Consider the following 16,075-nt stretch of genomic DNA (forward strand, 5'->3'; position numbering starts at 1 on the left):
GACGACGGGGACGCGGCGGCCGGCGGCGGTACGGCGGGTGGCGGGGGCGCTCGGGGACTGACGCATCGTCGACCAGCCTTTTCTTGATCCGGGAGCGGGCGGAGCACGAAAGCTATCGCCTCACGGGATCGCCGGCGGGACCGGGGCGCCGGTCACCCGCCTCGCCGCGATGGCCCCCACGCATGATTGACCCGCTCCGACCAGGGCAGGTGCGGGTCAGGACACATACGGTCCCAACCGCACAGGAAGGGTTATCAGTGGAAATCTCCGGCATCCTCAGCGCGATAGTGATCGGCGTCGTCATCGGGCTGCTGGGACGGCTCGTCCTGCCCGGCCGTCAGCACATCGGCGTCCTGTGGACCATGGTCGTGGGTATCGTCGCCGCGCTCATCGGTACGGCCATCGCGGCGGGCCTCGGCGTCGCCGACACCAAGGGGGTCGACTGGATCGAGCTGCTGATCCAGATCGTGCTGGCCGCCGTCGGGGTGTCCGCCCTGGAACGCTTCAAGGCGCGCCACTGACACCCGCCGCGCGGGGCGCTCCCAGCGGGACACCGCCCCGCGCCGGCCGCCGGTCCGCGGCCACCGAGCCCCCGTTCTCGTACGCGCTTCGAACGGCCCACCCGCGGCGGCCAGAACCCTTTCCTCCCCGGGCCGGGCCTGGCAGTATCCCGGCCGTGGTCCCCCTCCTCACCCGGATGAGCAGGCGCCGCGTCGCGCAGGCCGCCGCCGCGGTGCTCACGGTGTGCGGGCTGCTGCTCTGGTACGTGGCGCCGTGGAACGAGGAGCGCGCGCCGCGGGGGCGCGTGCTGTTCTCTACGGGGAGCCCCGAGGGCGTCTACTCCCACTACGGCGAGCTGCTCAAGCGCGACTTCGCCCGGGACCTGCCCGGCCTCGACGTCCGCCTCGCCCCCAGCAAGGGCTCCATCGAGAACCTCCAGCGCCTGGTGTCGGGCCGCGCCGATCTGGCCGTCGTGGCCGCCGACTCCGCCGGGGTCTACCGCGACGAGGGGCGTGCCGGCGCCGAGCGGCTGAGCGCGTGCGCCCGGCTGTACGACGACTACATCCAGCTCGTGGTGGACCGGAACTCACCGGTACGGACGGCCCGTGACCTGCGGAACAAGCGCGTAGGCGTCGGCGAGGACACCTCCGGGGTGCAACTCGTGGCCCGGCGCCTGCTGACGGCCGCCGGGCTCGACATGGACAAGGACGTGCGGGCCCACCGGGTCGGGATCGGCGAGATGGCGAGCCTGCTGCGCGCGGGGCGGATCGACGCCTTCTTCTGGTCGGGCGGACTCCCCACCATGGCCGTGCAGAAACTGGCCAGGCACCATCCGATCCGCCTCGTCGAGCTCGGTGACCTCGCCTCCGCCCTGCAGCGGGACGAGGAGGAGAACGGCGGCCACCGCTACTACCGCTCCGCGGACATCCCGGCCGACGCCTACCCCGAGCTGCGGATGGGCCGTACGGTGCCCACCCTGGCCGTCGCCAACCTCCTCGTCGCGACGGACCGCATGGACCCCGTGCTCGTCGAGGGCATCACCCGACGGGTCATCAAGAGCAGGGACCGCATCGGGCGGGTGGTCCACGCCGCCCAGCGCGTCGACCTGGGCACCGCCATCTTCACCGACCCGTTGCCCCTGCACGAGGGCGCCCGGCGCTACTACCAGTCGGTCAAGCCCTGACGGCGAGCCGCCCGCCCCCGTACGGACGCCTGTCCCCGTACGGGCGCCCGCCCTCGTACGGGCGCCCGCCCCCGTACGGACGCCCGCCCTCGTACGCGCGGCCGAGTGGCCGAGTTTTGCGCTTGTAGGAACCAGTCTCGGCCAGCAGAGTCGGGGAACGACACGGGGAACCACACGAGAGAACCACACGAGAGAACCGCACGGGGAACGACCGGAGTGCCGCGCACACGTGCGCCGCCAGGGGGAGGTCGCCATGGACATGAGCCTGGAACCCACCGAGGAAGTGGTCGGTTCCGACCCTCGATACCAGTGGGCCCTGCCCCTGACCCGACCCGGAACGACCGCGGCCGCGGCCCCCGCCGGACGGCGGCGCCCCCGGTCCGTCTGGTACGTCGCCCTGCCGCTGACCTCCGCCCACCGCGGCGGCCACTCCGGCGGCGGCGCCCTCATCAGCGGGGCGGGCGGCCAGGAGCGCTACCGCAACGAGGGCACCGTCTACCCGCACGCCGCCCTCGTCGAAATGATCACCTATCAGGAGCGGTGCTTTCCGGATACCGCCTGGAGCTACCTGGACATGAGCCACGTCACCCTCGACGAGGCGCGCGCCCGGATCGCCGCCGACCCACCGGACGTGGTGGCGTTCACCGTCTACACCTCCACCGCGCTGTGGGCCTTCATCATGGCCGCGGAGGTCAAGCGGGTGAACCCCGAGGCGGTCGTGGTGTTCGGCAACGACCACGCCGGGATACTCCACCGCGAGGTGCTCACCGGACCCTACGGCAGCCGTCTGGTCGACTTCGTCAGTACGGGCAACAACGGCCCCTTCACCATGATGGGGCTGCTGTACGCGCTGCGCGGCGAACTGGACCTGGCCCGCGTGCCGTCGCTCGCCTACCGCCACGGCGACCGCGTGATCAACCAGCCGGCCCCCACCTATCCGCTCGACCGCCGGCTGCTGCCCGACTACCGGCTGATCAAGGACCAGCTGGAGCAGTACTACGACGAGGCGTTCAAGGTCTGGTACGCCCACCACTACACGCTCAAGCGGATGGTCACCCTCCCGCTGGACGGGGGGTGCACCTGGGGCAGGCGCCCCGGGCGCCGGTGCAAGCACTGCTCGATCCAGGGCCTCACCCCCAAGACCAGCAGCGTGGCCGCCGCCGTACCCGTACTGGAGAGCATGGTCGGCGAGCTCGGCGCCAACGTGTACGCCGCCGGTGACTCCACCCTCGGCCTCTCCCGCGACCAGTGGTCCGGCGAAATCGGCTTCCTCGACGACCTCGCCGAGGCCTGCGCCGCCTCCCCGGTGCTGCGCGAGCACCGGTTCATGCTCGCCTACGGGCTGGTGTACGAGTTCCTCCAGTCGGCGCGGCTGTGCCAGGGGTTCATCCGCACCTGGAACGTGGGCCTGGAGGCCTTCGACCCGAAACTGCTCAAGGGCGACTCCAAGGGCATCAACAAGGGTCCCGACCGCGTCCTCGAAGCGCTCGAACTCGCGCGCGACCTCGACTACAAGCTCTATGTGTCCGGCATCATGGGCCTGCCCGGCACCACCCTCGACCTGCTGCGCAGCGAGGTCGACCACTGGCTCTCGCTGGCCGAGACCTACCGCGACTCGATCACCACCATCTCCGTGGCCGCGCCGGGCGTGATCCCCGGCTCCCGGATGTACTGGGAGAGCTACACCAACCACCCCCAGGTCCGCGCCGCCCACGGCGAGACCGTCCCCGCCCGCCGGCTCACCGAGCTGTACGTACGCGAGAACACCGAGGTCACGCTCGCCGACGTGGAGGCCGCCATCGCCGAGGTCGGCCGCGGGGTCATCGCCCTCGGCGAGGAGCGCGGCCACATGAAGTTCGGCGGCTACATGCTCGGCGGCGTCGACGAGGAAGAGGCCCTCGAACGCCGACTGCTCGACGACCTCTGCGGAGAACTCCGGCACCCATGACCCCACCGCGACGCCGGCTCCTCGGACCGACGTACACCATCGCCGTCATCTGCGCCGGTTCCAGCCTGCCGACCTCCCTCTACGCCGAGTACGGGCGGCGCTTCGAGCTCTCCCCGTTCACCATCACCGCCCTGTTCGCGGTGTACGTCACCGCGATCATCCCGACCATGCTGCTGTGCGGCGGGCTGTCCGACACCTGGGGCCGGCGCCGCACGGCCCGCTGCGGACTGGCGCTCTCCGCCCTGGCCGCCGTGGTGTTCGCGACGGCGCCGGGCGCCTGGGCGCTCTTCGCCGGGCGCCTCCTGCAGGGCGCGGCGGCCGGCCTCACCACCGGCGCGGCGACCGCCGCCCTGGCGGACGGCCCCGATCCGGCCGCGCCCCGCCGCGCCCGCGCCATCTCCCTCGCGTCGTTCGGGATCTCCATCGGCAGCGCCTGCGGCCCCCTGCTCTCCGGCCTGATCACCGCGGCCGTGCCCGGGACACCCGCGCTGCCCTTCCTGGCCCATCTGGCGCTGCTGCTGCCGGCCGCCCTCCTGTCGTGGCCGGCGGCCGGCGCCGTCGCCGGGGGAGCGCGATGGCGCCCCCGGTGGCCCACGATCCCGCAGGCCGCCGGGCGCGCCTTCGCCCTGGCCGCCTCGACGACGGTGTTCTCGTGGAGCCTCCTCGGCCTCTTCCTCGCGCTCATCCCCTCGGTGGCCGAGGAGTTGGGCTCGACCACCAGTACGGCGGTGGGCGGCGGCACCGTGGCCGTCATGCTCGCCTGCTCGGCGCTGCCCCTGCGCTACGCGGAACGCCTCACCCGCGGCCGCGGCCAGCTCCTCGGCCTGCTCGCGATGGCGGCGGGCCTCGCGCTCGTCACCCTGGCCGCCGCGGCCCACAGCCTGCCGCTGCTGCTCGCCGCCGCGATCGCCTCCGGCGCGGGCCAGGGCATCGCGTTCACCGGCGCGCTCGCCGACCTCTCGGAGGTCACCCCCACGGCCGTGCGCGGCGAGGTCTTCTCCGCCGCGTACGTCGTCGGCTATCTCGCGCTGTCCGTGCCGGTGCTCGCCGTGGGAGCGCTCGCGAGCCGTACGGGCATGGTGCCGGCCGTGTTCTGGTTCGGCGCGATCACGGCCCCCGGCTGCCTGATCGCGTCCACGGTCCTGGTTCTCGTCCGCCGCGGCGGCCCCCGCCCACGCCTGCGGCGGCCCGCGCCGCAGGACGCGCCGGTCCCGCCGCCGGACCAACCGGCGAGCCGCTCCCCGGTGGACGGCCGCTGAGCCGGCGCCGGGGGGCGCGGTTCCGGGGTGGGGTGGCCTCGGCGTGGGGGCGCCTCAGAACCGCCGGGCCGACTCCTGTGCATGGGCCATGCGTCGCAGGCTCAGCAGCACCGGTTCGTACAGCACCGTCAGCGCGACGGCCGCCTCGATCTGCTCGGTCGGGGTCGGCTGCTCCTCGATCAGGTCCAGGTCGGTGACGGCCAGCTGCGCCGCGAGCCGCCCGTACGGCAGCAACTGCTCGGTGTCGCACGGGTAGCCGAGCCGGACCAGCGCGGCGACCGAGTCGACGAGCCGCCGGTGGGCGGGGTCGCGCAGGTCCAGGCCGGGACCGGCGGACCAGCCCAGCCGCTCCAGCAGCGCCTCCACGGAGCGGCGGGCGGTCTCCACCGCCGGGTCGTCCTCGGCGGGCGCCTCGGCGCAGGGCAGCGCCCGGGTGGCCGCGCCCAGCCGCAGGTGGTGGTCGAGCGACTCGTCCTCCGCGGCGGCGATCACCTCGCGCGCGGTGGCCACCGGGACCCCGCCGATCTGGATCAGCGCCCGCACCAGGCGCAGCCGCCGCAGGTGGTCCTCCCCGTACTCGGCCTGGGTGGCGGAGACCCGGCGCCCGGGCTGGAGCAGCCCTTCGCGCAGGTAGTACTTGATCGTGGCGGTGGACACCCCGCTGCGCTCGCTCAGCTCCGCCAACCTCATGCTCTTGCGCCTTTCCTTGGACAGTGGAACTATCCAAGCATGGATAGCGCCGCTGTCCAATACGGGGACGGAGAATCTCATGAACATGGCACCGACATCCGAGCGACGGGTCACGGCCGCCGCGCAGGGCGACGTGGTCGTCTTCCTCATCGGGATGCGGATCAACCGCTGGCGGGCCGTACGCCACTGGCTGCCGGCCCTGGCCGCGATGCCGCGCATGCTCAAGGAGCTGTCACGGAACGGCGACAGCGGGCTGCTGGGCCTCCGCAGGCTGGGCGGCGGCCCCCGCGAGTTCGGCGTCGCGCAGTACTGGGAGTCGCGCGAGAAGCTGCTCGCCTACGCCTCCGACCGGAGCGGACAGCACCGCCCCGCGTGGGTGGCGTTCAACCGCCGCGCGCGGAGCAGCAAGGGCGGCGTGGGGGTCTGGCACGAGACGTACGTCGTCCCGGCCGGTTCGTACGAGTCGATCTACGTCGACATGCCGCCGGCCGGCCTGGGGGCGGCATGGGGCCTCGAGCCCGTGGGTCGCCGCGGGGAGCGGGCGGCGGAGCGACTGGCGAGCGGGGCCGCGTAGGTTCTGTCTCCCCGGCCGGCGTCGTGTCCGGATCGCGGGAACCCTGGAGGCCCGCCGCCGGGGCCTGGAACCGCTCGCCATGTGACCGAGAAGACTGGACGTAAAGACGGACGGCGGTCATCTCGACTTGCGTCGTGAGCAGCGCACTTGAGGGCGCCATCAGGCCTTGCAAGTGCGGGACTGAACATTGGCGGTCTTTTTTCTGTGCCTCTGATGGTGTGCGTGGTGCGATTGCGTCGAACATCCGTACCCTTCGAGGGGGATAGATGAGGCGCATTCGCTCATGGGCGGCACTTCGGCACCTGGCCGCAGCTGCCGCCCTTGCTGTTCTGGCCGCTGCGGGAACAGCTTCCGCAGCCGACTTACCGAAGAGGCCTGATCCGCTGGGGGCGCCGCCGAAGGTTCACGGTCCGGAGGCGGAGACGTCCGTCATGGCGGGGGCCCGGCCGGTGTCCGGACGCACTCCCGAGGCGGGCCTGCCGTTCAAGAATCAGAGCGGCAAGTGGCAGGTCAACACAATCACGCCGACGTTGCGCAACACGGTGACGGACGCGGACGGTGACAAGGCGAACCTGACGTTCGAGGTGTGGACCGCCGACGCCAACGGCAACCCTGGCACCAAGGTCAAGCTGACCGACGCCAACCCGTACGGGGTGCTGGTCTCTCCCTATGTGAACTCGGGGGCGAAGGCCGAGGTCAAAGTCGCGGTAGGTCGTTTGAAGAACAACACGACCTACATGTTCCGCACCAACGCGTACGACGGGTCCCTGTACGAGACCAACTGGTCGCCGTGGGCGACGTTCACGGTACGGGCAGGGATCGACCTGACCCTGCCCACCTTGGACTCCACCAGCCCCAACCCCAACCAGACCATTCAGGAACCCAGCAGCAATTCGGAGAAGCCGCTGGTCGTGAACACCTCGTCACCGCCGCAGGCCCAGTACGACAGCAGCGGTGGCGGCAAGGAGCAGTGCGGCCCGGCCAGTAGGGAGGGGGCGCGGGTCTGCTTCGGCAAGCCGGTGACTGCGGACAAGGGTCCCAAGGTTCCGTCGCGCCCGGCGGTGACGGAACCCGGTGGCGCGGCTGGGGCGGCCGACTGGTGTGACGACGATCTGACGCTGGCCCGCGCCACCCGAACTCTGGTCTGCGAGAACCGCAAGGTGCCGGCCTACTACAGCAAGGACGGGCAGGTGCAGGCCACAGCCTGGTTCCTGTTCCAGCGGCTGATCAGCCTGGACGGGGTCAACAGTTTCAGCGAGACGCTGACCGTCAAGCCGATCAGCATTCCCGCCGACTTCTACAGAATTCAGCTCGGCATCTACCGGCACCTGTGCGAGGACGGCTGCGACCCGGTTGAAGCCGACCCCTCCGCCTGGCAGGGCACACCCGATTGGACAGCCGGAGACACCCACGTCGCCTACATCACTTCCAGCTACCTGTGGGACGACTCCACCGCCGAAAAGCAGTACACGTTCAAGCCGGACGTGCAGATCAACGCGATCATCGACCCGGTCGGTGAAGAGACCATCCAGACCGTCGGTTACCAGTGGAGCCTGGGCGGCGTCAGCGACTTCGACGAGGTGCGCTGCGACACCAAATCCCAGTCCGTCAGGGCGGGGTGTGTGATCCCGAACTATGCGCCGACATACACGCTCAACGCGGGCAAGAACCCGCAGGCGGCGGCGCACGCCTGGCTGATCCAGAACGCCACGCCCAAGACCCCGGGCCTCCAGCGGGCGGGGACCCCGCTGTACTATCTGCCCGGCGGGCGGGACGGCAAGAACCGTGCCGTCATCTGCGACGAGGCCAACTGGGCGAAGAACAACTACGACCCCGCCGCGATGAACACCAGCACCGACACCCCGGACTGCGACGAGTTCACTTTCAACGCCTCGTACAACAGCGGCGGCATGCCCAAGGACCTGGGCGGCCTCAACCCGGTGTCGTCCGGGTCCCAGTGCATACAGTCCTACGCGACCAAGGTCGACGGAAAGATGCATCTGCGCAACCTCCCCGGCGCCCTCACTACCTTCAAGGAAGTCTGCGGGCGGTCCGCCATATCCGGCAGTCAGAACCGAGGATCGATGGGCGCGTTCTCGGCCGGCTTCGTGAACAACGTGCGGCTGATGGACAGGGACGCCTACTGGTTGGAGACCAACATCAACGGCAGTTGCACCAGCGCCAACAGTGACGCCTGGCGCTGCACCATGACCCTCAAATAACACACATGCGCACGGCTGGGCGGCACGGAACCCTCCGTGCCGCCCGCTCCTGTTACGCGTAGGGGCCGGTCAGCCTGGCTGCGGGCAAGCGGCCCCGCTCCACATCGGCCCGGGGGACGCGGATATCCAGGATGTCGCCGACGGCCTGCCACACCACGCCGTGCAGCCCACCCTCCTGCGCGTCGAGAAGGTCGTGCCACTGCGGGATGCTGTATCCGGGGGGACAGGTGGCCCCGGCGGCTTTCAGGCCCTCGCCCAGGGCGGCCAGCTTGCTGCCCTCCACTGCGTGTGGGTGGTCGGTCAGATCGTCGCCGAAGTTGTTCAGGTACACGTTCCCGTCGCCGGGCGCGTAGACGATGTAGCTCGGATTGACTGCCACATTCGCGTTCAGGCAGATCAGCTCCTCCCCGACAGGCGGGATCGCCTTGTCCTCGTCCTCGAAGAACCACTCGCACCAGGTGCATGCTCCCCGATCTTCCAGGACGTACACCCATTCACCGGACTTGCCGTACATGCAGGGTGCATCCCGGGTCGGGTGGAAATCCCGGTACGGCATGGCGCGCGATATCTCCTCCTCGTCCGCGCCCAGCCTGAGCAGGAAATTCGTGACCGTCACCCCGCGCATAGCGGTCATGGAAATGCCGCCGCGCATCCCCTCGGGGGCCGGTTTGTCGAAGGTGTGCTGTCCTATCCACTTCAAGCCATCTTCCATCGCGCTGCCCTCCTCGGTGTCGTTGGGGGAGCCTACGCCGCAGGCGTTTCTACTGGCGCGAGGCCGGCTGACGGGTCGTGCCGTGGCCGGGCGGCGGCGACAGCTACCGGCGTGCCGCCGCCCGGATTCCTCAGGGCCGGCTTCGGTTCGGCTCCGGCAGGGCCGTGCCGAAGTGGGCCGTCATGCCGCCGTCGGCGGTCCAGCGGTGCAGGCCCGCCTTCTCCAGGACGCGGATCGACGCCGGGTTGGCGAGCTCCACCCGGGCGAACACCGCGTGGACGCCCGGCGCGGACAGGCCGTACTCCACGAGGGCACGGGTGGCCTCCGGTGCGTAGCCGCGGCCGCGGCGTGAGGGCACGACCCCGTAGCCGATTTCGAGGGCGCCGTCGGACGGCGGCCAGAACAGGCTGAGGCTGCCGACGACCAGACCACTGGCCCGCTCGACGATCTGCCGGTGGCCGTACTCGTTCTCATGGTCCGACAGCTGAGCGATCACGCCGGCGATCACCCGGTCGCCCTCGGCGGGGAAGTCCTCGGCCCAGTGCGCCGATCGGCCGTCGCCGACGACGGCCGCCACATCGTCGGCGGACCACTTCCGCAGCACGAGCCGCTCGGTGATCAGATCCGTACCGGTCCCGGAGGCTGCCGGGGAGAAGGAGGAGAAGGAGCAGAAGGAGGAGGAAGGGGAAAGGAAAGAAGAGGAAGAAGAAGAGAACACGCGTCGCTCCTGGTCGTTTCGAACGACCGGGCCGCGTTGCACCCGCGCGACACCCAGCTACGGCTGCGTGTGCGCAGATCCAGGGATTCCACCGTGCGCGACCCGGACAAGGGCATGCTGATGAAGCTCGGCGCGGGCCATATTCATCAACCTCCCTTGTCGCGGCGGGATATCGCCGGTGGGCGCACGCACGGCGCGGGTGCGGCGCGTGTTCTGCGACCCTATCAAAGCGCGCGTCATCGGCCCCGGGCCGTACGGGGGTCGGCCCCGTCGGCAACCGCGCGTGCCCCCGGGGCGGGCGGGTCATCGCCCGCCCTACACCAGCCCCGCCTCGTGCGCGGCGATCGCCGCCTCCACCCGGTTGCGCGCCCCCAGTTTGCCGAGGATCGCGCTGACGTGCGCCTTCACCGTGCCCTCGACCAGATGCAGCCGTGCGGCGATCTCCGCGTTGGACAGCCCCTCCCCGAGCCCGGCCAGGACGTCGCGCTCCCGCCCGGTCAGGTGCTCCAGCGTGCGACGGGGCCCCGCCACACGCTGTGCGCGCAGGCCGGCGATGACGCGGGCGGCGATCCTCGGCGACAGATAGGCCCCGCCCGCCCCCACCGCCTGCACCCCGTTCAGCAGTTCCCGGGGGTCGTCCGCCTTGAGCAGGAAGCCGCTGGCACCCTCCTGGAGGGCACGGGTGATGAAGTCGTCCTCCCCGAAGGTCGTCAGCATGATCACGCCGGCCGTGGGCAGTGCCTGGTGAATCCGGGTCACCGCCGCCAGGCCGTCCAGCCCGGGCATCTGGATGTCCAGGAGGACCACGTCGGGGCGGTGCCGGCGCGTCAGTGAGACGGCCTCATGGCCGTCGGCCGCCTCCGCGACCACCTCCGCGCGCGGGTCCCTCGCCAGGATGGCCCGTATCCCGGCCCGGACCATCGTCTCGTCGTCCGCCACGAGGACGCGGACCGGCCTGCGGTCCGGTGCTGTCTCTTCCACGGGCCGAGCGTACGTCCCCGGGGCGGGCCCGTGACCGGCGGCCGGGCAACGTACGACCAGCGGCGGGCCGGCACCCCTGACGAAAGGCAGGACGGTGCTGACGAACGGCCGATGTGCCGCCGTGACCTGCCCTTCTAGCGTCGCTGCCGTACGAGGGACAACCGGCGGACGCCGAAGGAACCGATGTGATCACTCTTAGAGGGCTGACCAAGCGATACGGCGCGACCGTCGCCGTGAACAACCTGACCCTGGACATCGAGGAAGGGAAGGTGACCGGCTTCCTCGGCCCGAACGGGGCCGGCAAATCGACCACGATGCGCATGATCCTGGGCCTGGACCACCCCTGGCGGGGCCGGGCACTGATCAACGGCAGGCCCTACGCGGCCCTGCGCCACCCGCTCCGCGAAGTGGGCGCCCTGCTGGACGCGAAGGCGCTGCACCCGGCGCGCTCGGCCCGCGGCCACCTTCTCGCGCAGGCCCGCAGCAACGGCATCCCGGCGCGCCGCGTGGACGAGGTCCTGGAGGCGGTGGGCCTGGCCAAGGCGGCCCGCCGCCGGGCCGGAACGTACTCGCTCGGCATGAACCAGCGCCTCGGCGTGGCCGGCGCGCTGCTCGGTGACCCGGCGACCCTGATCCTGGACGAACCGGTCAACGGCCTCGACCCCGACGGCGTGCGCTGGATGCGACAGCTCGTGCGCGACCAGGCCGCCCAGGGCCGTACGGTCTTCCTCTCCAGCCATCTGATGAGCGAGATGCAGCTGACGGCCGATCACCTCGTCGTCATCGGCCGGGGCGAGCTGCTGGCCGACACCTCCATGGCGGACTTCCTCGCCGGCAGCTCCCTGGCCTCCGTACGCGCCCGGGTGCCCGATCCCGACGAGCTGTCCACGCTGGTGAGCCGGCTGGCGGCGGACAGCGGGGTGACGGTCCGGAGCGTGGGCCGGGGCGAGATCGTCGTCAAGGGCCGGACCGCCGCCGAGGTCGGCGACCTCGCTCACGGCTACGGGGTCAGGCTGCACGAGCTGAGCGACGAGCGGGTCTCGCTGGAGCAGGCGTACATGGAACTGACGGCACGGAGTGTCGAGTACGCGACGGGCCGGCGGCCCGGAGAGACGGACGAGGGGCCGACGGCCACGGACGAGTGGCCCGCAGGCACGAACAAGGGGCCCGCGGACCGGGACAAGCGGCCCACGGCAACGGACGAGTGGCCCACGGCCACGAACAAGGGGCTCGACGAGGCCGGAAGGCGGACACGATGACGACTCACGCATGGGCGGACGCCCCCGGACACGGCACTGGCGCGCGCCCCGCCCGCCGGTTCTCCGGAGCGGTCGCCGCCGAGTGGACCAAGCTGTGGTCGGTCCGCGCACCGTACGTGTGCCTGCTGGCCGGTCTGTTGGCGACCGCGGTGTTCACCTACTACTACGGCTCGATCGCCCGCATCAACGAGCACGCCGTCCAACCGGTCGGCAACGCCGTGGTGTCCTCCACCGTCCTCGTCCAGTTCGCCGTGGTCGTCCTGGCCACGGTCACGGTCACCAGCGAGTACACGACCACCAGCATCGGCGCGTCCCTGGTGTGGGTGCCGGTCCGGCACCTGGTCCATTCGGCCAAGGCGCTGGTCGTCGCCGTGGTCGCCTTCGCCGCCGGCGTCCTGTACGCCGCGCTGGGCATGGCGGTGGCCTGGGGGCCGTTCTCGGGCCGCGCCTCGTTCGACGCCGGCACGGCGGCCGGCCAGATCCTGGCCGTCGGCTTCTACTACGCCCTGATCGCGGTCCTCACCGTGGGCGTGTCGTTCGCCGCGCGGCACGCGGCCGGAGCGCTGACCGTGCTGTTCACGCTGCTGTGGGGCCTGCCGAGCATGCTCGTGGGGCTCGGCGGCCCGGTCCTGCACACCCTCAACGACTGGCTGCCGCACAGCGCGGGCGACCACGTCATGCGCGCCGGCGCCGCCACTCCCCATCCGCCGGCCGTGGCGGTGCTGATCCTGCTGGCGTGGGCCCTGGCCGCGCATCTCGCCGGCCTGTACGTGCTGCGCCGCCGCGACGCCTGACGAGTCGCGGCGCGCGACGAGCCGCGCGGCCGGGCTCCGGGGGCGGCCCTGGGCCTGACGGGGGCGGGCCCCGGGCCCCGCCCCCGTCAGAGGTTGAAGACCCGCCGCGCGGTACCGGACAGGAACAGCTCGGTGGTCTCCTCGTCCAGGCCCAACTCGCCGAGGTGCTCCAGCGCCCGCGCTGGAGTGATCATGGGGTAGTTCGTGCCGAACAGCACCTTGGCCCGGCCCCGGCCGCGCAGGTAGTCGACCAGCTCGCGCGGATAGCGGCGGGCGGTGTAGGCGCTGGTGTCGATATAAACGTTCGCGTGCTTGTCGGCCACCGCGATCATCTCCGTGGTCCACGGGTAGCCGATGTGTCCGCACACGATGGTCAGCTCGGGGAAGTCGAGCGCGACCTGGTCGATGTACGGGATGGGGCGGCCGGTCTCGGACGGGCGCAGTGGGCCGGTGTGCCCGACCTGGGTGCAGAACGGAATGCCGAGGTCGACGCAGGCGGCGTACAGCGGGTAGTACAGCCGGTCGGTGGGCGGGAGCTGCCACAGCCAGGGCACGATCCGCAGGGCCACGAAGCCGAGGTCCTCCACGGCGCGGCGTAACTCCCGTACGGCCCGGACCGGCCGGGTGAGGTCCGCGCCGGCCACCCCGCGCAACCGTCCGCCGGACTCGGCGACGAACTCGGCCACCTCGTCATTGCTGATCAGCGGCCCTTGGGGCCCGTACCAGGCCGCCGACAGCCCGATCTCCACATCGGCCGCGGCCAGCGCGGCCACCGTGGCCTCGACCGGCAACGGCTCCTCCAGCGGCCCCTGCCCGGTCCACCGGCGCAACGACTCGAACATCTCGTGGTTGGAGTGACGGAGGGTGGGGTGCTGCATCCACGCGTCGATGATCGGCACGGGCTCCTGCCTCTCTCCTGGCGCCACCGGCCGCACCGCGCCGCAGGCGGCTGAGCGAACTGACCTGCGATCGTAGCCGGGGTGTGCATCACAGAGACTTGTCGTCCCGTCAGCGCGATGCGATGTCACACCCCTTCGCGGCAAAGGAGAACCGGTGACCAGCCACCCGCCCAGCGCCCAGGACATCGAAACCCGGCAGGTGACAGATGCCTGGGCCCGCATCGAAACCTGGATCGCCCACCACGTCCCCCACACCCGCTCCCTCCTCCTCGCCGGCGCTTCCCCGGACGCCGTCACCTCTCTCCAGAGGCAGACCGGCGTCCGCATACCCTCCTCCCTCGAAGCCCTGTGGGCCCGCTGCGCGGGAACCCGGACGGACCGGTACTCCACCTTCCTCATGGGAGGCCACGCCCTGATGCGCCTGGAGACGGTCGCCACGAAGTACAGCCAGGAGATGAGCCACCAGCGCCGCCACGCCGACGACACCGTCACCTGGCGCGCGGCCTGGATTCCCGTCTTCTCCTTCTCCGCCGACGATCAGACCTCTGGCCTCTGTCTGGACGCGGAAACCGGAAGGTTGTGCCGCTGGACCCGCTACGCACAACACCACCCCGAACCCGAGTACGCGTCGCTCACCGACTACCTCGAAGAGATGGCCGATTCCCTCGAAACCCCCGGCCTGGCGACCAGCGACAAGCCCGGCCTCGTCGCAGGCGCCCTGGTCTGGGGCAGCAAGGTCAACCCCGACGACGAACATCTCTGGACCCCCCTGGCGGCCTGACCGTGCACGCCGAACGGACAGGAAGAACCCGTCGCCGTCCCAGAGCCGCCACGCAGGAGCCGGGAACTGCTTGAACGCCTGCCGGTTCTGCGTGCTCGGAACAGCGGCCCGGCCGCACTTCGGCTGACCCGCCGGGCCGTCAGTCGGCGGCCGGTCCGGGGCCGGTCGTCGGGCGGTCGTGTCGTACCGTCGGTCGGATGACAGCAGCCCCCGCCCCCATCGCGAGCCCAGGAGAGGAGACCCGACGGGCCATGCGGCGCGTTCGTCCATCGTTGAGACCGTTGAGACCGCTGAGGCCCCTGCTCGCCGACACGGCCCTGTGGGCCGCCTTCTGCGTGGCCGGCGTCCTCTGGTTCCGTGACACCCCGACGGCCTCGCTCGCACTGGACCTGGTGTTGCCCCTGCTCGTGCTGGCCGTGGCGGTCCCCCTCGCCCGGCGCCGGCCGGCGGTGGCGGTCCTCCTGGCCAACGCCCTGTGCGCCCTGCGGCTGGCCGACCCCGCGAGCCCCGCCACCGTGCACGTCCTGGCCCTGGCCGCGCTGAGCTGTCTGCTGGGCGCGCGGACCGCCGCCGCCCGTACCCCGCTGCTCGTGCTCGCCGGCTGCCTGGCGATCGACCTCGGGCTCTGCGCCCTGCTGCGGGTCCCCGCGGTGTGGTGGTTCTACGCGATGACGGTGCTGCCCGCCGCGCTCCTCCTGCCGTGGCTCGCCGGCCGCTCCTGGCGCGGCAGGAGGGACCTCGTGCGGGGCGGCTGGCAGTTGGCCCGCAGTCTGGAGGAGCAGCAGCACCTCGTCGCGGAGCGGGCCAGGCTGACGGAGCGCGCGGACATCGCCGCCGACATGCACGACTCGCTGGGCCATGTGCTGAGCCTGGTCGCCCTGCGCGCCGGGGCCCTGGAGCTCTCGCCCACGCTCACCCCCCGGGACCGCGATGACGTCGCCGAGCTGCGCAGGACCATAGCGGACGCCGTCGACCACCTGCGGGAGACCGTCACCGTGCTGCGTGACGAGCCCCGGACGCCGGTGGCCCCGCCCGCGGCCGCGGGCGACACCGTGGAGGAGCTGCTGGGCCGCGCGGTCGCCTCCGGCGTCCCGGTGCGGTGGGAGCGCCACGGCCCGCTGCCCGCGCTGTCCCACTGATCGAACGCGGTGTGTACCGGGTGGTGCGGGAAGCCCTGACCAACGCCACCAAGCACGCCCCGGGGAGCGCCGTGCGGGTGAGCATCAGCCACGATGCCGACCGCACCCACGTCCGGGTCGTCAACTCCCCGCCGCCCGCCGGGCCGCTGCCCGGCACGGTGGCGGGCAACCGCGGCCTGGCGGGGCTGCGGGAGCGGGTGACGGTCCTCGGCGGCACCCTGGAGGCGGGCCCTTACGAGGGCGGCTTCCGCGTCGCCGCCACCCTGCCGCACGACGCCACGGCGAGGACGGCGCCGGGGGCCGCCGCGCCCGGGGACGACGCCCGCCCTCTCGCCACCCACGGAACGGAGGCCACCGGTCCCGCGACCACGGCCACCGGCCCCAAGACCACCGCCACCCGCCCCAAGGCCACAGC

16 protein-coding genes are annotated in these 16,075 nt (G+C 71.8%); 11 read left to right on the forward strand and 5 right to left on the reverse strand.

What is annotated here, in order from left to right; translation table 11 throughout:
* Positions 1-257: 257 nt before the first annotated feature.
* The 4 genes from ACSNOD_RS17450 (at position 258) to ACSNOD_RS17465 (ending at position 4,891) form a co-directional block, all read left to right on the forward strand.
* Entirely contained in the window at positions 258-521 is a 264-nt protein-coding gene (locus ACSNOD_RS17450) for a GlsB/YeaQ/YmgE family stress response membrane protein (RefSeq protein WP_436767873.1), read from the forward strand.
* Between the two features lie 176 nt (positions 522-697).
* Positions 698-1,684 (forward strand): TAXI family TRAP transporter solute-binding subunit, encoded by a 987-nt coding sequence (locus tag ACSNOD_RS17455; protein ID WP_436767874.1) that lies wholly within the window; start codon positions 698-700, stop codon positions 1,682-1,684.
* Positions 1,685-1,937: 253 nt separating this feature from the next.
* Entirely contained in the window at positions 1,938-3,632 is a 1,695-nt protein-coding gene (locus ACSNOD_RS17460) for a B12-binding domain-containing radical SAM protein (protein WP_436767875.1), read from the forward strand.
* Entirely contained in the window at positions 3,629-4,891 is a 1,263-nt protein-coding gene (locus tag ACSNOD_RS17465) for an MFS transporter (protein ID WP_436767876.1), read from the forward strand. The genes ACSNOD_RS17460 and ACSNOD_RS17465 overlap by 4 nt, the downstream gene beginning before the upstream one ends.
* A gap of 54 nt (positions 4,892-4,945) precedes the next feature.
* On the opposite strand, the gene ACSNOD_RS17470 is transcribed toward ACSNOD_RS17465, so the two are convergent.
* Positions 4,946-5,581 carry a MerR family transcriptional regulator gene (locus ACSNOD_RS17470; protein WP_436767877.1) on the reverse strand — a complete coding sequence of 212 codons (636 nt, stop codon included), beginning with the start codon at positions 5,579-5,581 and terminating at the stop codon, positions 4,946-4,948.
* Positions 5,582-5,666: 85 nt separating this feature from the next.
* Here ACSNOD_RS17470 and ACSNOD_RS17475 point away from each other — a divergent pair, with 85 nt between their 5' ends.
* A complete protein-coding gene (locus tag ACSNOD_RS17475) occupies positions 5,667-6,155 on the forward strand; it encodes a DUF4188 domain-containing protein (protein ID WP_436767878.1) in 489 nt (162 codons plus the stop codon).
* Between the two features lie 431 nt (positions 6,156-6,586).
* Positions 6,587-8,377, forward strand: a complete 1,791-nt coding sequence (locus ACSNOD_RS17480) for a hypothetical protein (RefSeq protein WP_436767879.1) — start codon at positions 6,587-6,589, stop codon at positions 8,375-8,377.
* Between the two features lie 52 nt (positions 8,378-8,429).
* Here ACSNOD_RS17480 and ACSNOD_RS17485 read toward each other — a convergent pair whose 3' ends face one another.
* The 3 genes from ACSNOD_RS17485 to ACSNOD_RS17495 all read right to left on the reverse strand — a co-directional run bounded on the left by ACSNOD_RS17485 (position 8,430) and on the right by ACSNOD_RS17495 (position 10,788).
* The gene (locus ACSNOD_RS17485) at positions 8,430-9,089 is read right to left on the reverse strand and encodes a hypothetical protein (protein WP_436767880.1); all 660 of its coding nucleotides are present in this window, start codon (positions 9,087-9,089) and stop codon (positions 8,430-8,432) included.
* A gap of 130 nt (positions 9,090-9,219) precedes the next feature.
* Positions 9,220-9,711 (reverse strand): GNAT family N-acetyltransferase, encoded by a 492-nt coding sequence (locus ACSNOD_RS17490; protein ID WP_436767888.1) that lies wholly within the window; start codon positions 9,709-9,711, stop codon positions 9,220-9,222.
* 411 nt (positions 9,712-10,122) lie between these two features.
* On the reverse strand, positions 10,123-10,788 hold the full coding sequence (locus ACSNOD_RS17495) for a response regulator (RefSeq protein ID WP_436767881.1): 666 nt from the start codon (positions 10,786-10,788) through the stop codon (positions 10,123-10,125).
* Between the two features lie 185 nt (positions 10,789-10,973).
* On the opposite strand from ACSNOD_RS17495, the gene ACSNOD_RS17500 reads away from it, so the two are divergent.
* Together ACSNOD_RS17500 and ACSNOD_RS17505 are read left to right on the forward strand one after the other, a co-directional pair.
* The gene (locus ACSNOD_RS17500; RefSeq protein ID WP_436767882.1) at positions 10,974-12,047 is read left to right on the forward strand and encodes an ATP-binding cassette domain-containing protein; all 1,074 of its coding nucleotides are present in this window, start codon (positions 10,974-10,976) and stop codon (positions 12,045-12,047) included.
* Positions 12,044-12,841, forward strand: coding sequence for an ABC transporter permease (locus ACSNOD_RS17505; RefSeq protein ID WP_436767883.1), 798 nt, complete (start codon positions 12,044-12,046; stop codon positions 12,839-12,841). The genes ACSNOD_RS17500 and ACSNOD_RS17505 overlap by 4 nt, the downstream gene beginning before the upstream one ends.
* Positions 12,842-12,927: 86 nt before the next feature.
* Here ACSNOD_RS17505 and ACSNOD_RS17510 read toward each other — a convergent pair whose 3' ends face one another.
* Positions 12,928-13,740 carry an amidohydrolase family protein gene (locus tag ACSNOD_RS17510; RefSeq protein ID WP_436767884.1) on the reverse strand — a complete coding sequence of 271 codons (813 nt, stop codon included), beginning with the start codon at positions 13,738-13,740 and terminating at the stop codon, positions 12,928-12,930.
* A gap of 154 nt (positions 13,741-13,894) precedes the next feature.
* On the opposite strand from ACSNOD_RS17510, the gene ACSNOD_RS17515 reads away from it, so the two are divergent.
* The 3 genes from ACSNOD_RS17515 to ACSNOD_RS17525 form a co-directional block, all read left to right on the forward strand.
* Positions 13,895-14,521 (forward strand): SMI1/KNR4 family protein, encoded by a 627-nt coding sequence (locus ACSNOD_RS17515; protein WP_436767885.1) that lies wholly within the window; start codon positions 13,895-13,897, stop codon positions 14,519-14,521.
* Positions 14,522-14,802: 281 nt separating this feature from the next.
* Positions 14,803-15,660, forward strand: a complete 858-nt coding sequence (locus tag ACSNOD_RS17520) for a sensor histidine kinase (protein ID WP_436767886.1) — start codon at positions 14,803-14,805, stop codon at positions 15,658-15,660.
* Between the two features lie 23 nt (positions 15,661-15,683).
* Positions 15,684-16,075, forward strand: a 392-nt coding sequence (locus tag ACSNOD_RS17525) for an ATP-binding protein (protein ID WP_436767887.1), incomplete at its 3' end; no start/stop codon positions are given.

The sequence above is a fragment of the Streptomyces sp. URMC 123 genome, assembly GCF_051386515.1.
Taxonomy (GTDB): Bacteria; Actinomycetota; Actinomycetes; order Streptomycetales; family Streptomycetaceae; genus Streptomyces.

Coding starts and splice junctions, on each gene's coding strand:
- ACSNOD_RS17455 (WP_436767874.1), top strand. CDS start 698: ATGAGCAGGCGCCGCGTCGCGCAGGCCGCCGCCGCGGTGCTCACGGTG.
- ACSNOD_RS17460 (WP_436767875.1), top strand. CDS start 1,938: ATGGACATGAGCCTGGAACCCACCGAGGAAGTGGTCGGTTCCGACCCT.
- ACSNOD_RS17465 (WP_436767876.1), top strand. CDS start 3,629: ATGACCCCACCGCGACGCCGGCTCCTCGGACCGACGTACACCATCGCC.
- ACSNOD_RS17470 (WP_436767877.1), bottom strand. CDS start 5,581: ATGAGGTTGGCGGAGCTGAGCGAGCGCAGCGGGGTGTCCACCGCCACG.
- ACSNOD_RS17475 (WP_436767878.1), top strand. CDS start 5,667: ATGGCACCGACATCCGAGCGACGGGTCACGGCCGCCGCGCAGGGCGAC.
- ACSNOD_RS17480 (WP_436767879.1), top strand. CDS start 6,587: ATGGCGGGGGCCCGGCCGGTGTCCGGACGCACTCCCGAGGCGGGCCTG.
- ACSNOD_RS17485 (WP_436767880.1), bottom strand. CDS start 9,089: ATGGAAGATGGCTTGAAGTGGATAGGACAGCACACCTTCGACAAACCG.
- ACSNOD_RS17505 (WP_436767883.1), top strand. CDS start 12,044: ATGACGACTCACGCATGGGCGGACGCCCCCGGACACGGCACTGGCGCG.